Source organism: Wolbachia endosymbiont (group A) of Sicus ferrugineus, assembly GCF_947251515.1.
Lineage (GTDB): Bacteria > Pseudomonadota > Alphaproteobacteria > Rickettsiales > Anaplasmataceae > Wolbachia.
Window position 1 is genome coordinate 35,733 of record NZ_OX366370.1, and the last position, 16,969, is coordinate 52,701.

Here is a 16,969-nt window from a genome sequence, read left to right on the forward strand (position 1 = left end):
TATAGTATAGCTAAAGTAACTTGTGCTTACACTCTTTCACTTTTTATTTCATCTCAATGTAATTCAAACTGAGCCACTGCTGAAAAAGCAGAACTTATAAATCAGTTTGCGGTATACCATTGACTAAAGTAGTCTCCGAATCACTCCGATTAGATAAAAGCTGATGTTTTTCTGGCTCCTGTATTTCACTTAACTTACTTTGCACTTTGTTGCAAGCCCACACAAGTGGCGTTATCATTGACGCGGCAGCCCAAATGATAGCAGCGCAAGCATAACTTACAATCTTGTTAAATACTTCAGCTACTGCACTAGCACAATCTTGCCCAGCACTTAAAAATGCATTTGAATGATCAACTAATGATTTTGTACTTGCTTTTAAACAATAGTCCCCTGTTATTTTTGACAATAACTTGGCTGGAAAGTATGACAAATATGCCACCATCAAAAATGAAGGTTGCAATATTATGCTAGCTGCTAGAAAAGCACCCCGTTCACAAAGTGGAAACACTTCCTCTGCTCTGTAACCTACATACTCACAATTTTTTATATATTGATCATTATAACCGTTCTTACTCTCAACTCCACAAATTACATCTTTTACAGGTCCTAATATATTATTAACATAATGTACAGACTTATAGAAACTATTTTCTGGAACTAGTGTGCAATCTTCTGCTCTCTTAGCAGGTACAACTCCATATTCAACGTACCTTCTAAAGTATCGATATACTGACATTCTTATCTCCAAATCATAAATATGCAACCTAGCCTAATATAATTAAGAAATAGTTTATGCTTGATTTAATAAATATGTTTTAAGATACCTGCCTGTAACACTTTCTGGAATTTTTGCCACTTCTTCTGGAGTTCCAGTAGCAATCACTTCTCCGCCTTTTATTCCGCCCTCTGGTCCGATGTCTATTATATAATCTGCAGTTTTTATAACATGCAAATTGTGCTCGATAACTATAACAGTGTTTCCCAGATCGACTAATCTATGGAGTATTTTTAGTAAGTTATTTATATCTTCAAAGTGTAATCCAGTTGTTGGCTCATCAAGAATATACAATGTTCTTCCGGTAAATCGTTTTGATAGCTCTTTGGACAGCTTTATTCGTTGTGCTTCACCCCCAGACAACGTTGTTGACGACTGTCCGAGTTTTATATAGCCAAGACCCACTTCCTGCAAAGAAACCAACTTTTCTTTTACCATTGGAAGGTTTTCAAAAAAATCACAAGCCTGATCTATCGTCATATCAAGCACATCAGAGATTGATTTTCCTTTATAAGTAACTTCCAATGTTTCACTATTATACCTTCGCCCTTTACACTGCTCACACTTCACATAAACGTCCGGTAGAAAATGCATCTCTATCTTTAAGTGCCCATCACCTTTACAAGCCTCACACCTTCCCCCTCTGGTATTAAATGAAAACCGGCCTATATTATATCCCCTTGCTTTTGACTCCGAAAGACCTGCAAACCAATTTCTTATATGAGTAAACATACCGACATATGTTGCTGGATTTGACGCAGGAGTTCTACCAATTGGCGACTGATCAACTTCTATAACTTTATCTATATATTCAAGGCCTTCTATTCTATCACACCGACCATACCGTGCAGACGAATGATGTATCTTATGTGCTGAATATTTATATAACGTTTTTATGACTAAACTTGATTTTCCCCCTCCTGATATTCCAGTAACACAAATAAGATTCCCTATAGGAAATTTAACGTTCACATTTTTTAAGTTATTTTCACATGCATTTATTACTTTTATGAACTGAGTTGCTTTCTTTCTTCTCCTTGGAATTAAAATTTTTTTCTCTCCACTCAAATATTGCCCTGTTATGCTCCCTGAATTTCTTTGCACCTGGTCTGGTGTTCCTTCTGCAACAACTTTTCCACCATTTACGCCAGCTCCAGGACCAATATCAATCGCATAATCAGCAGCCATTATTGTATCTTCATCATGCTCAACAACGATTACAGTGTTACCCATGTCTCTCAAGTCTTTCAGTGTAGCAATTAACCGATCATTATCGCATTGATGAAGGCCTATCGAGGGTTCATCAAGCACATACAGCACTCCTGTTAAACCAGAGCCAATTTGCGAAGCAAGTCTGATCCTCTGACTCTCACCGCCAGAGAGAGTGCTAGATTCTCTATCGAGCGTTAGGTAATTCAACCCTACATTCTTTAGAAATGCTAGCCTCTTGATTATTTCATTTAATATTTTACTTGAGATTTGCTTCTGTTGTTCTGTGAGCTTGTCTGGCAAATTTTCAAACCACTTAAGGGATTTATCGATGCTGAGCCCTGATATTTCACCTATATGTCTGCTATCAATTTTCACTGTGAGTGCTTCTTTTCTCAATCTATAGCCAGTACATTCCTTACAATGAATAACAGAGCAGTATCGCTCAACAAGCGTTTCATCATAATCCATCTGGTTCTCCAAGATACTGATCAAACCTTGAAATTTATTAGAGCCAAAGAGTATCATATCTTTTACTTCTTGATCTATGTTCTTCCACGGAACATCAAGGCTAAATTTACAATTTTCAGCCAGTGATAGAATTGCACTTTTTAGAAATCCATAACTTGTGTGCACTTGACGGAACATTGATCCTACTGGCTTTAAAGCACCCTCAGATATTAAAAGAGTTTCATCTGGCACTATCAGCTTTACATCAACAGCCAGCTTTTTACCAAGCCCATTACACGAACCACATGCACCGTAAGGGCTGTTAAAAGAAAATAATCTTGGTTCTATTTCCTCAAGAGTGAAACCAGACTCGGGGCATGCAAAATTCTCTGAAAAAGTCAGAATTTGACCATTTTTATACTCGGAATTATGGTTGTCAGGTAGGTTTACTACTTCTACATACATTAGACCATTACCAAGTTTTAGTGCGGATTCTATACTACTTGGCAGTCGATTTCCTATATCGCTCAATATTGATATTCTATCTGCAACCACAAAAATGTCGTGTTTCTTGTTCTTATCGAGTTTAGGCAAGTCATCTACATTGTACACTTCACCATCTATTTTGAACCTTACGTAACCTTGTCTTTTAATTTCCAATATCTCTTTGAGATGTTCTCCCTTTCTACCACGCACAACAGGGGCAAGTATATATATTTTAGTTTCTAAAGGTAACGCAATTATAGTATCTACAATTTGAGATACAGTTTGCTTTGTTATCGGTAATCCAGTTGCAGGTGAATAAGGAACCCCTATTCGTGCATATACTAAGCGCAAGTAATCGTAAATTTCGGTAACAGTTCCAGCTGTTGACCTTGGATTTTTTGAGATCGATTTCTGGTTGATAGATATTGCAGGGGAAAGACCTGTAATCGACTCAACATCTGGTTTATCCTGAATGTTGAGAAATTGACGTGCGTAAGCTGATAGGCTTTCAACGTATCGGCGTTGGCCTTCTGCATAAATCGTATCAAATGCGAGACTAGATTTACCAGAACCACTTAGCCCAGTTATAACAACTAGCTTATTTTTCGGTATATTGACATCTATACCTTGCAGATTATGTTCCCTTGCACCCTTAACTCTTATAAAATCGTCCATATTATACTATATAACGTATTTTAACCATTATAGCCTTAAAATACATGAATTTACAGTGATATGTTGATTTTCTATTGATTTTTTCAACTGTTACGGAAAATTAGGCAGCGTTTGATAAATCGTCATTCCGCTACTTGTTAGCGGAATCTATGCTGAGATACCGGGCGGTATGGCGTAGGGCTGTACAACTTGTGTTAGAGTCTTAGGGCAAATCTACTACCTATAAATTCTAAACTGTTGTTACGTATTAGGACCACCAAATACATCCCCAGGACCCAAAGTCAGTTTAGCTATATCAGAAAACAGGTTATGTGGAAATCTTAAAATACTTCTTGTTCGCCAAGCAAAATAAATACATTCCTACAAACAAGCAGATGCTTAATACTGACGCATAAGAAAACTTAAAAATTAAATCTCTAATATATATTGATAAGCATTTACCTGCAGAAAATTTGTATAGTAATCCAACACATACAACGGCACTATCAATTACTGATGCCATAATTAAAGTAATGAAATTTGCCATATGAAAATTCAACTTGGACTTCAATTTTTCAAAAACAATTATGCTTGAGAGAAGAGATACTAAAATTGCAGCATATGAAGTCAATATAATCAAACTAAAACTTTGCCATTTTAAAATACAGCATAGCGCTGTACACACTATTAAGCTATACGTAGCTTTTTCTTTGCCATAAAATTCAACCATTGAATTTATAACTAAAGCAGCTCCTATAAATAAAGCAGCACATATCATCAATTTATTTGAAGTGTTGAGTAAAGAAAGACTGATAAATAAGAGTGTCGGTAAAATAGACATAATTACCTACCCAAATTTAATAACATACATTTATTTTAAGTAAATATTACACATAGTGAAAGAGTTATTTAACCTAATGGAAAACAAAAAACATTTTAAACTGACATGCTATAGCTACCCAAGAAAGATTTTCCTACGTCATACCGCCGCGGCCGCTAACAAGCAGCGGGATGACGAGTTTGTCGTTTATCAAATCGTCTGTAAACCTAAGTTACTTTAGCTATATAATAACTATTTCCCAAATCTTTCAGATTTACTTTTAAAACATCCTTTATGTTTAGCACCTTTTTCTCTGTTACTTTGCCAATACATGAATAAGCCGCATCTTCAAACAACGCTTCAAACCTCTGCTGATTTTGTGGTGCAATAGTAACCAAAATTCTACTTTGCGATTCAGAAAACATTATTATCTTGTTTATTATGTCTGTATTTTGTGTTTTTCCTATTGGTACTAGTGAAAGATCGATTTCAGCACCAAGGTCTCCTGCAATTAGCGATTTTGCCAGAGCAATAATTAAGCCGCCTAAATTTGGTGCAATTGCAGAGACAATTATGCCATCTTTTATTGCCTGGTTGTAACGCTCATACAACTTCCTAGCGCTCTTTGCATCAACTTTTGGCACGTTGTTATTATCTATTCCACTATATAACTGATATTCAGATCTACCAAGCTCATCGTGGGTTGTACCAAGCACATATATCAAGTCCCCTGGCATTTTCACATCAAGCGATACCGCATTTTCAATATTTTCTATAACTCCAATTGCTGAAATGAGTAATGAAGGTGGTGCAGATATCATCACTTTCTCGCCATTTTCGTCATATCCCTTAAAGTCGTTAAACATACTATCTTTTCCGGATATGAATGGTGTTTTAAATGCAGTTGCAAAGTCGTAACAAGCCTCTGCAGCTCTCTTTAGCTGCCATAGCCTTTCTGGATTATAAGCATCGCACCAGCAAAAATTGTCTAGCAACGCTAGATGATTTATATTTCCTCCTGCAGCTACGTAGTTGCGTATTGCAGTGTCAATCGCACATGCTGCCATGTGATAAGTGTCAATTTCTCCATAACTTGAGCCAAATCCCTGCGATTTTACAACACCTTTGTTTGAAGAAAGGACTGGCCTCGAGACAACAGCTTCACTGCACACTCTTCCCTTGCCTTGCAGTGGTTTCAGTATTGACGATCCTTGAACCTCATGGTCATATTGCACCACTATGAACTCTTTGCTGCAAATGTTTGGTCTGCTCAGCATTTCTTTTAGCTCGACTTCTAAAAAAAACGGATTTCCAGCGCGTAACGCTGGCTGGTCAGCTACTTGGATGGAAGGGGAGGGGGCTTTAGACCATGGCTTTGTTTGTAAATGCACTTTGGGATTACCGTCATGCAGAAATTCAGTTTCGATATCCATTATTACTTTCCCTTCAGGACATTTAACAACAGCTTTACCACTTTCGTTAAACTCTCCAATCACACAAACCTCCACATCATGTTTTTTCATGATTTGCTTAAACATAGGAAGATTTTCTTCTGGCACTGCTAAGGTCATTCTCTCTTGTGATTCTGATATCCATATTTCCCACGGAGCCATACCATCGTTTTTAAGGAGAACCTTGCTCAAATCAACTTCAAATCCGTCTTTTCCCATTTCACCAATGGACGATGATAGACCGCCTGCTCCATTATCCGTTATTGCATTATAAAGACCAAGCTCTCTTGCTTTTATGACGGCATTGGATAGTTTTTTTTGTGTTATGGGGTCGCCAATTTGCACAATCGTTGAAGGGCTGTTTCCCGACAAAGCCTCTGAAGAAAACGTTGCACCGTGAATTCCATCTCTTCCAACTCTTCCACCAATAATTACGATTTTATCGCCGTTTTTAGGCCCTTTGATGTGTGAAGGTACATTATTTATACTGTGCGGAATAGTTCCAACACTTCCAACAAAGACCAGCGGCTTTCCACAAAATCTATCGTCAAAATATACTGATCCAAGTTGTGTTGGAATACCGCAGCAGTTGCCAGCAACATTAACGCCATGAATCACTTCTTTCATTATATATTTTGGCGGTAAAATCTCATCAGTACGCTCCTTGTCCCTATAAAATTTGCCTTTTGCTTCTTTGGCAAAGCAAAAGTAATAGGTATTCATTATAGGCTCCGCGCCTTTCCCGAAACCCACTATATCACGATTAACTCCAAGCACTCCGGTCATTGATCCACCAAATGGATCAAGAGCTGAAGGGCTATTGTGAGTTTCAACTTTATCTACAATCAAGTAATCGTCATCAAAAATTATTCCTCCTGCGTTGTCGGAGAAAACTGACACGCATATGTCAGAATTTATCTCACGCGTTGCACGCTTAATATAATGAGCATATAGACCGTCTTTTATTTCATCAATAGGGGAGCAAAAAATATTGTGTTTACAATGTTCAGACCAAGTCTGTGCCAGAGACTCAAGTTCAATATCATATGGATTTCTACCGAGTTTTTTAAAGTAATCCTTTATAGCTTTCATTGCTGCCAGCGAGAGCCCTAAAGTGCCATTACCATCGATTCCATCTCTGCTGATTTTTTCAAGCTCTTGGTCACTCAAATTGAGGTCAACAGACTTAGCGTCCTTTTTCACGGACTGATACTGAGTAAACTTCTTATATTTACCATAATATTTCCAGCTATAGTTATTATTTTCCTTACAGATAAGTGTGCAATATTCAGTGATAGGGTTGAATTCTTGTTTTATATCATCTTCAGTTGGCAAATTCCCTTGACTTAGAATCAATTTTGAACTTCTTGCTTTGATCTCAATTGGTGTCATTCCAGCGCGTGACGCTGGAATCTGCGTTTTCTCTTTCTGGATCCCAGTGTCAAGCACTGGGATGGCAGAAGGGAGGGCTGAGATGACAGGCTGGTCGATATAGCCTTTGCTTATTAAATATTCTGTAATAATTTGTTTTGCTGTGTTGCCTACATTGTCGGTCATGCCAGGTAAAAAGCTTATCTCCAAGCCCCACTTTGCTTGTGGTTCTATGAAGTTATATTGAACTTCTTCAAGGTTTTCATTGTAGGAATAATAACGGCAGTCTTGTATGACTTTATTATAAAATAGCCCACAAATTTCTTCATGTAATTTTGATGGTAATTCTTTGCTTATGTAAATCAAGTAAACATTAACTACCCTTCTGCGGCCAACTTGTTCACATTTATTTAAAACTTCTATTCTGATGTTTGCCATGTAATATTGTGAAAGACTTTAATATATCATAGCATAAGAAACTGCGAGCACATTTATATTTTGAGTGATTTCTATATAATAAAATATTGTATTAATTGTTACTGTTAGTGGGAAGAGTTTTTACCGTTAACGTGGATGAGTCCTTTTTCAATGTATTGGTTCAGCACATATTTTCTGAATGTGAAAGAGAAAAAATTCCCGAGATAAAGATCATACTTCCCTGCAAAAGGGATGTAATAGCGCTGATGAGTGCGTTCAAGAATTATAACGCTAAAAAATGCATAATTTTGCCAGAGATAGTTTCGCTAGAGAACATCGATGAGGAGGATTTAATATTAAATCTTGATAGAGTTAAAGTTATCAATCCAACAAAGAGGACGCTGCTACTCATTCAATTCATATTGGAGTGGAATAGAAAAAATAATGATAATTTCCCCATTGATTTAGCTTATAGCCTGCCATCATTGCTTGATAAAATTCAATCTACCCAAACAACGGATTGTTATCAATTCGATGAACATTCAAAAAAAATAGAGAATTTCATAAGCTTACTCATTGAGAGTTGGAATAAAATTTTAAAAGATTTAGGAGTAGTAGATATATTAGAACATAAGAGTGATTACATAAACAATATGATAATCTCTTTACAAAAAGACCAACATATAATCTTTGTTGGAATTGGAAAGGATAAGTCGTTAATTAAGGCTATATATGACCTGCCGTTTGGAAAAATAATTTTGCCTAATCTGAATTTGAAAATTAAAGAGAAAGATTGGCAATCACTTGATAAAAAACATTATCAATATTGCCTGAAAGATCTGCTTGATTATTTAAAAGTGGATAGAAGGGATGTTAGCTGCTTGAACACTATAGAGAATGAAATAACTGACTATGTTTTTGATACAACTGCCGATCTAAGCAAAGTTAGTAATGGACATATTAGCAATATTGAAGTCATCACTTGTGATTCCAGAGAGGAAGAAGCACAAGTGACATCATTAATTATAGAGAATGAAGATTATGAAAACGTTTCTTTGGTTGTCTTTGATAAATTACTTGCAGCTCGTATAGCATGTTTATCAAGGCAACACAGTGCCATACCGGAAAATTATCCTTATATAACACTCCTACTTTATAGTATCGAAGTTTTGACCTCAAATTGGAGCAGTGTGTCATTACTTTCGCTCCTTAAACATAGGCTAGTGACTTTTGATTACACTCAAGAAGAGTACTCTCAGATTTTATCTGAATTTGAAATAGAGATATTACGCAACTTTAGTACAAATGGCCTTAAAGATATTATAGATGCTATTAATACGTATAAAAAGCTAAAACATAAAGAGGATATATTGCTTATTATCAATAGGTTAGAGGCTATACTTAATCTTTTACTTAACTCTATAAATTGCCCTATTTCTGATGTGGTGGCAACTCATTTGCAGTGTATTAATGTGCTATCTGGTATAAATTTTTCAGAGCTAAATAGTGAAATAGGTAATTTCACCTGTAATTTCTTGAATGCATGTGAGGGTATAGAAATTAAGTGCTCCTTAGAGTTATATAGCCAAATTCTGACCTTATTTTTAGAGAAAGAGTTTTTCTCTGTAGCAAATGACTTGAATAAATTCAGCTTATATCACAACAAAGTTGTAATACTCGCTGGATTTAATGAAGCGCCAAGCTTTCAAAGTCCGCTTTTGAATGCACTTACGAGAGAAAAATTTAACCTTCCTTCTGCGCAAGAAGAGCAGGGGTATTTTTTTTATACTTTACACAATTTGTTTTGTGCAAGTAAGGTTTATATTACAAGATCGCTAAGCAATAGAAAACCAATTCTATTGCAGCGTTTGGAAATTCTGCTCAAGGAGGGGAAACAGCCGTATCGCGATTGGCTGAGGATATTAAATACGCCTGAATGTACTGTTCCATGTACTCAGCCTATGCCAAAACCTCAAACCGAAGTTAGAAAAGAAAAAATGCAGGTGATGTCTTGCAGTGCAATAGAAAAGCTAATTCGTAATCCTTATTCATTTTACGTTGAATATATACTGGGCCTTAAACAATTAAGAGACTTGAATTTTAAGCCATCGATATTGGAATTTGGCACTATGGTGCACAACATTCTTGCAAGATATTTACGCAACAAAAAGTCGCCAATGAGCATTGCACGAAAAGCATTCTCGACTAGTCAGTTTAATTTTTCAAATATGTGGTGGGTAAGACTGCAAAGGATAATTCAATCTTTTGTCGAATTTGATGAAACTCGAAGCAATTATGTTGAGTTGGAAAAGAGCTTTTCCTGTCCGATATTTCATATTCCAGCGCGTGACACACAACTGCGCGGATGCTGTACGACTTCCACTAAGAAGAAGGGTGTCATCCCAGTGCTTGACTACTTGGATCCAGAAAATTTGATTGCAACCAAACAACCGTATAATGAAAACTGGATTCCAGTGTCAGCTACTTGCATGACAAAAGCAATTTCACTGACAGCAAGATGTGATAGAGTTGAGTATCTACCAAGTGGGCAAGTAGCAATTATAGACTATAAACTTGGTTCACCACCTTCCAACGAAGAAGTAATGTCGGGGTTTTTTCCGCAATTAATTTTACAAGCCTTAGCGGTAGAACATATAACAAGAAGAGAAGTCTCAGAACTTGCTTATTGGAAACTTGATTATGATAAAATAAAAGTTATTTCTATACAAAATTATAGATACAAAATGCAAGAATTAAAAAATGATCTGCCTGGTTTTTTATCTAATTATTTAAGTAATTCCACACCTTTTATTGCCTCTCCATATTTTGATAAATTCCTGAGATTTAACAGCTATAAACAGCTAGAAAGGGTAGGGGAGTGGTTGTAAATGGTGTCATCTAAGTAGCTGACACTGGTTCCTTTGTGACGGTGTTATCCCAGTGCCCAGACACTGGGATCCAGAAAAGTTTGCTTGTAATACCAATTCTCATTGTTGGTCAGTCAAATAGGAGAAATTGCAGAGTTGTTTAATTGTGGAGCTGGCAAGAGAAGTAATAAATTTGCACAAAGCACCCTAAAGCAGAGCAATTGTATCGTATATTTTATTGCGCAAAATGTTCTGTTTTATATATAACCAAAGCCTCTCAACAAGATTTAGCTCAGGTGAATATGTAGGTAGGTATATAATGTCGATATTTTTAGGTACCTTTAAATTTTTTGACCTATGCCAACTAGCACAGTCCATAACGAGAAAAGCCTCTCGTGTTTCTAGATATTGCGACATCTGCTCAAGAAATATGTTCATGCAATCAGTGTTGACATTTGGTGCAAATAAGCTAGAACTCTCTCCATTTCTAGGATTAACCGCACTATAGAGATAGAAATTTTGCCTAACTAATTTTGTTTTAACCTGTGTTCTAATCCCCTTTTTAAACCACCCATGTCCAACCTTTGAATGTGTGCCAAACCTTGATTCATCAAAGAAAAATAGCTCTTTTTCTGGATACTTGCTAATAGCTCCATTGAGATTTTTTTTTGAATTCCTCTTGTTTGCTTTTATCTTGTCCATTATGAACTGGTCTGGGTGTAATATATGAGAATTTCATCTTTTGCATATAGCGGTGTACTGTAGATTTGCTGATATTTAATCCGAACTTTTCCTGGATTCTTATTCTCATTTCTTTAATGGTAATATTAGGATTTTCTTCTATCCACTCTTCAATTTGCCGTAGTTGATCCTGATTTAATTTAGTTTTTCTACGCCGTTGTGGAGGAGTAAACAGTTTTTCTTTTCTGCCAAATTTCAAGAGTTTTACCCACGAAGTTAGTGCGCTTCTTGAAATGCAATATATTTTTGCTACAGCCGCTATACTGTGCTTTTTTGCTGCAATTACAGCATTTAGTTTTTTTGAAACATATGCATTGTTCCTTACTTTCTTCAGCATTTCTTTTGCTGATTCTACTACTTTTTCATCCAATAATTTTAATCTTAATGCCATTTATACCTCAACTATTTTACTTGCTTCATTATGGCTTTTCTTCCATCATTGTCCATCTGGTTGCCTTGTAATGGGAATTGGTATTAGCAGTCAGTGTCATCCAAGTAGCTTGACTACTTGGATCTATTTTTTTCTAGATTCCAGTGCCAGCGTTACGCACATAGCTGTACGAACATTGTCTGCCAAGTAGGGTGTCATCCCAGTGCCCCGACACACAGCTGTACGAACATTGTCTACCAGGAGGATGTCATCCCAGTGCTTAACACTGGGATGACATCACTTTTGCTTCAATATTCGCACATTAGCCACGTCCCTGAACAGATACGGAGGTAAGCCCATTGTGAAAATCAGTATGTTAAGGCATGATTTTTAATAACCTCAACATCACTGAATTCAAAAGTTTGGCCGCTCACGATTTGGTATCCTTCATGCCCCTTTCCTGCAACTAGCAGAATCATACCCTCGTTATAGGCAATATCTACTCCTTTCTCTATAGCTTCTCTTCTATCTTCTATCTCTAGCGCATTAGGGCAATGTAGTAAAATACCACGACGAATTTCTGCAGGATTCTCATCACGCGGATTGTCATCCGTGATTATCACTTTGTCTGCATATATTTGTGCTACTTTACCCATTTCTGCGCGTTTTGTTTGATCACGATTGCCACCACAACCAAAAACTAGAATTATTTTTTTGTTGAAGTGCCATTTTAAAGACAATAGGGCTCGTTTAAGCGCACTTGGAGTATGAGCGTAATCCACAAATGCAAAAGGTTTCACTTTTTCCATTCTTCCTGGTGGAGAAACGAGTTTTTCTACGCATATTTCTCTGTAATTCAGTCCAGACGAGGTAACTATACCCATTGCACACAACAGATTATATGCTTGGAATTGCCCCAGAACCGGAAAAAACATGTCATAAATTTCATCGCCAATTTTAATTGTAAGATGTTGACCGTTTGGTGCTGGTATTTGCTTTAACAAAGTAATATCAGAGCCTTTTTTCCCATAGGTTATAACTTTATTACCACGTTCTTCAGCTATTTTAAGCAGCGCATCATATTCACTTATGTCTGCATTTAACACTGCTGTTTTCCCTTTTGGTAATACCTCATAAAATAACTTTTTTTTAACTTCAAAATACTTATTGATATCCTTATGATAATCTAAATGATCTTGCGAGAAATTAGTAAAAGCTGCAGCACTCAACTTTAATCCATGGATTCTATATTGATCAATCCCATGACTTGATGCTTCTAACACTAAGTGTTCTACATTTATACCACGCAATGTTGCGTAAAGGTCATCTGCACCTGGAGTGGTAAGACTGTTGCTATTACCTTTTCTACCATTATTGATGCATGTTCCAAGTGTTCCAATAGATGCAGCATTATAGCCAGCATTCCGCCAGATCTGGCGGCAAAATTCTACTACTGAAGTTTTACCATTCGTACCCGTTACAGCAGCAACATATTTGGGCTGTTTGAATTGATAAAACCTGCTGACTATTTCGCTGTATATTTCTTGAGGATTTGGGTGGAAAATATGAATTCCAGCGTCACGCACTGGAATGACACCATTTGTTATGCAATCACTTGCAATTATCGCTTTAGCTCCACAAGATAATATCTGATCTATGTAAATCCTATCCCTTTCTGACACACAAACGAAAAGATAACCTTCCTTGACTCTCTTGGGATTACATGTAATGCCCTTGATTTCAACGTCAAAGTTAACATCAACAATATCATGCAGTAATTCTCTCAGTTTCATGTCCTACTTCATCGTTTTGAAAGTCTAAACATGGTAACCTTTTTAGTGCGTCATTAAGGTCAAAGATTAAATCTTCAGGATCTTCCAGTCCACAAAATATTCGCACGAAACTTCCACCACAATCTGAATTCATTACAGATCTTGACATAGATCTACGATCTACTGGTAATATCAAACTGTCGCACCCTCCCCAAGAAGCACCAATACTAAAAATTTTCATATGATCAACCATGCAGCTTAGTTCTTCACATGAATATTCTCTATCCAGTGCTATACTGAATGTACCGCTTGCTCCTTTGAAGTAACTTTTCCATAATTCGTGTTGAGGATGGGAGGGAAGTGCTGGATATAAAACCTTTCTAACTTTTTGCTGTGCTTCTAGCCACTTTGCCACTTCCATTGCTGTATTTTGGTGCCTTTTCATACGTGTGTGCAGTGTTCTTAGTCCCCTGTGTGCAAGGTAGCAGTCGTGCGATTGAATGGTTACTCCATAATTTTTATAGCTCTCATAAAGCAATTTAAAAATTTCACCTTCAGCAATAATAGCTCCCATAACTAAATCTGAGTGACCGGCTAGATACTTTGTCACTGCATATAGTGCAACATCAATTCCATAATCAAGCGGCTTAAATAACAAAGGAGTGGCCCATGAATTGTCGCAAACGGTTACGATTCCACGTTCTTTAGCAACTTTTACTATATGCTCTATATTCGAAATCTCAAACATTATAGAACCAGGAGTCTCGATCATTATCAATGAAGTATTACTCTGAATTAAATCAGTTATATCCTGCGTTGGATCATAAAAAGTTACTTTTGTTCCTCTTTTTGGTAGCTCATTTTCTGCAAACCTCCTAAGCCTATAATAACTATTATCTTGAATTAAAACGTGCGAGCCTGCTTTAGTGAAAGTCAAAATAGCAAAAGTAAGTGCAAATAGTCCGGAAGGATAAATAAGCGCTTGTCCACTCCCTTCAATTTCAGCCAGTGCATTTGAAAGATAATGGACAGTAGGAGTACCAACATTACTGTAGCTATAATCCCTTGCAACACCATCGTTGATTACATCGTATATACTTTCTCCATTTGCTGCATTTAAGTAGTCCTTGTAAGTAGGAAATAATATGGTAGAAGAATGATAAACTGGCGGGTTCATAGAACCTTTATAGTCATTAAGTTTTCTTCCTGCTTTAACTAATATAGACTCTTCCTTCACATTTTTATTATTTATTTTTTAAATTGTACTCGTTTTGCGTATACAAGTGAAGAGAAATTGCATGTATTAGCTCTATCTCACCCTTCAATAACTCATAAATCAACTTATGTCTTTTTAGAACGCTCATTCCAATAAAGCCGTCAGATATTAATATTAATTTAATGTGCGAAGGTAATGTTGAAGATAAAGCAAAATAATGATCAGCATGCTTTGCTGATTCATCGATAATGTTGATATCAATTACATCTATCGAATCGCGTATCTTTTCTTCTATTGTTTTAATAATATCCATAATGGTTTCTTTAAGCAACAACATGCTCTTCTTGTCATCCAAGTAGCTGACACTGGGATGACAGGAAAAGTGATATAACAATACACCCTTATTTATTCTCTTCCTTATTATCTATGTCTTGATAATCAGAATCTACTACTTTTTCTTCTTTATCATTTGGATTCCCTTCTGATGAAAAGCCATTTCCAGCACTATTTTGTTGTGAGGCATTATACATAGCTTCTCCAAGTTTCATAGATAATTGAGAAAGATTAGTAACTTTCTGCTGGATTGAATCAGCGTCATCAATGTTATCAGATTTACTAACTTCTTTTAATTCGTTAACTGCATTTTCAATAGCAGATTTATCTTCTGGTGAAACTTTATCACCATACTCTGTTAGAGACTTTTCTGTAGAATGAACTAAACTATCCGCTTGATTCTTCACTTCAATAAACTTTTTACGCTTTTCATCTTCTTGCGCTTTTTCTTCAGCTTCTTTTACCATGCGATTTATTTCATCATCAGATAGACCACCTGAAGATTGAATGCGTATTTTTTGCTCTTTTCCAGTAGCTTTATCTTTTGCAGAAACGTGTGCTATTCCATTTGCATCTATGTCAAATGTTACTTCGATCTGAGGAACTCCACGAGGAGCAGGAGGTATCCCTTCCAAACTAAACTGACCAAGTAGCTTGTTATCAACCGCCAATTTTCTTTCACCTTGATGTACCTTAATTGTAACGGCTGTTTGGTTATCTTCTGCAGTTGAAAACACCTGAGATTTTTTAGTGGGAATAGTAGTATTACGTTCAATAAGTGGAGTGAATACTCCTCCTAGAGTCTCAATACCAAGAGAAAGTGGAGTCACGTCAAGTAGTAACACATCTCTTACATCACCTTGAATGATTCCCGCCTGTATTGCAGCTCCAATTGCTACAACTTCATCAGGATTGACCCCTCTATGCGGGTCTTTACCGAAGAATTCTTTAACTTTCTCTATGACTTTTGGCATACGAGTCATGCCACCAACGAGAACCACTTCGCCAATTTGACTAGCAGACAAAACAGCATCCTCAAGAGCTTTTTTACAGGGAGCCATAGTTCTTTCGATTAAACCATTCACTAAGCTTTCAAGTTTTGCTCTCGTTAATTTCATATTTAAGTGTTTTGGACCACTTGCATCAGCTGTAATAAACGGTAGATTTATTTCCGTTTCCATTGCACTTGATAATTCAATTTTCGCTTTTTCAGCAGCTTCTTTGATTCTTTGCATAGCCATTGGATCATTTTTCAAATCAATGCCATTACTTTTCTTGAATTCATCTAGTAAATAACTCACTATTGCGTTATCAAAGTCTTCACCTCCAAGATGAGTGTCACCATTTGTAGCCTTTACTTCAAAAACCCCTTCACCTATTTCAAGTATTGAGACATCAAATGTACCACCACCAAGGTCATATACCACTATTGTGTGCCCATGTTTCTTATCAAGACCATAAGCAAGCGCTGCAGCAGTCGGTTCATTTACTATTCTGAGCACATTTAATCCGGCGATTTTTCCTGCATCTTTTGTTGCTTGACGTTGAGAGTCGTTGAAGTATGCTGGCACTGTTATCACAGCATCTTTTACTTCCTCTCCAAGATAAGCTTCTGCTGCTTCTTTCATGTTTTGTAGTATGAATGCACCAATTTGGCTAGGAGAGTATTCTTTATTATCAGTGGTTTTAACCCATGCGTCACCATTTTTTGCTGCAAACACTTTATACGGCACGTTTAGATTTTTCATTTCAGAATCACCGTATTGACGGCCTATTAATCTCTTAGTAGCAAAAAAGGTATTACTTGCATTGGTGGTTGCTTGCCTTTTTGCTGGAGCGCCAATCAACCTTTCTCCTGACGAAGTAAATGCAACTATAGATGGAGTAGTTCTTGCCCCTTCTTTATTTTCTATTACCTTTGTATCCTTGCCCTGCATTATTGCAACACAAGAATTTGTTGTTCCGAGATCTATGCCTATTGCTCTTCCCATAATGAGTACCCCATTGTAAATATTATCTGATATAAGAATATATAAG

Annotated in this window: 9 protein-coding genes and 1 pseudogene; 1 reads left to right on the top strand and 9 read right to left on the bottom strand. The window is 36.6% G+C overall.

Going from position 1 to position 16,969, the window contains the following annotated elements; translation table 11 throughout:
* Nucleotides 1–94 precede the first annotated feature (94 nt).
* The 4 genes from OPR24_RS00210 to OPR24_RS00225 form a co-directional block, all read right to left on the bottom strand.
* The gene (locus tag OPR24_RS00210) at nt 95–736 is read right to left on the bottom strand and encodes a hypothetical protein (RefSeq protein WP_265033297.1); all 642 of its coding nucleotides are present in this window, start codon (nt 734–736) and stop codon (nt 95–97) included.
* 54 nt (nt 737–790) lie between these two features.
* Nucleotides 791–3,595: an excinuclease ABC subunit UvrA gene (uvrA, locus tag OPR24_RS00215; RefSeq protein WP_265033298.1), complete on the bottom strand. Its 2,805-nt coding sequence runs from the start codon at nt 3,593–3,595 to the stop codon at nt 791–793.
* Between the two features lie 307 nt (nt 3,596–3,902).
* The gene (locus OPR24_RS00220) at nt 3,903–4,415 is read right to left on the bottom strand and encodes a hypothetical protein (RefSeq protein WP_265033300.1); all 513 of its coding nucleotides are present in this window, start codon (nt 4,413–4,415) and stop codon (nt 3,903–3,905) included.
* Between the two features lie 206 nt (nt 4,416–4,621).
* Entirely contained in the window at nt 4,622–7,654 is a 3,033-nt protein-coding gene (locus OPR24_RS00225; protein ID WP_265033302.1) for a phosphoribosylformylglycinamidine synthase subunit PurL, read from the bottom strand.
* A gap of 107 nt (nt 7,655–7,761) precedes the next feature.
* Between OPR24_RS00225 and OPR24_RS00230 the strand changes: the two genes are divergently transcribed.
* On the top strand, nt 7,762–10,521 hold the full coding sequence (locus OPR24_RS00230; protein WP_265033305.1) for a PD-(D/E)XK nuclease family protein: 2,760 nt from the start codon (nt 7,762–7,764) through the stop codon (nt 10,519–10,521).
* Between the two features lie 99 nt (nt 10,522–10,620).
* Here OPR24_RS00230 and OPR24_RS00235 read toward each other — a convergent pair.
* The 5 genes and pseudogenes from OPR24_RS00235 to dnaK all read right to left on the bottom strand — a co-directional run bounded on the left by OPR24_RS00235 (nt 10,621) and on the right by dnaK (nt 16,923).
* Nucleotides 10,621–11,632 (bottom strand): annotated as a pseudogene (locus tag OPR24_RS00235) (IS630 family transposase).
* Nucleotides 11,633–11,979: 347 nt separating this feature from the next.
* On the bottom strand, nt 11,980–13,404 hold the full coding sequence (locus OPR24_RS00240; protein ID WP_265033308.1) for a UDP-N-acetylmuramoyl-L-alanyl-D-glutamate--2,6-diaminopimelate ligase: 1,425 nt from the start codon (nt 13,402–13,404) through the stop codon (nt 11,980–11,982).
* Nucleotides 13,379–14,620 (bottom strand): cystathionine beta-lyase, encoded by a 1,242-nt coding sequence (metC, locus tag OPR24_RS00245; RefSeq protein WP_265033310.1) that lies wholly within the window; start codon nt 14,618–14,620, stop codon nt 13,379–13,381. Before metC ends, OPR24_RS00240 begins: the two co-directional genes overlap by 26 nt.
* 7 nt (nt 14,621–14,627) lie before the next feature.
* Complete coding sequence (locus tag OPR24_RS00250; protein ID WP_320157136.1) at nt 14,628–14,912, bottom strand: BolA family protein; 285 nt, start codon at nt 14,910–14,912, stop codon at nt 14,628–14,630.
* A gap of 88 nt (nt 14,913–15,000) precedes the next feature.
* Nucleotides 15,001–16,923 (bottom strand): molecular chaperone DnaK, encoded by a 1,923-nt coding sequence (gene dnaK / locus OPR24_RS00255; protein ID WP_265033314.1) that lies wholly within the window; start codon nt 16,921–16,923, stop codon nt 15,001–15,003.
* Nucleotides 16,924–16,969 lie beyond the last annotated feature (46 nt).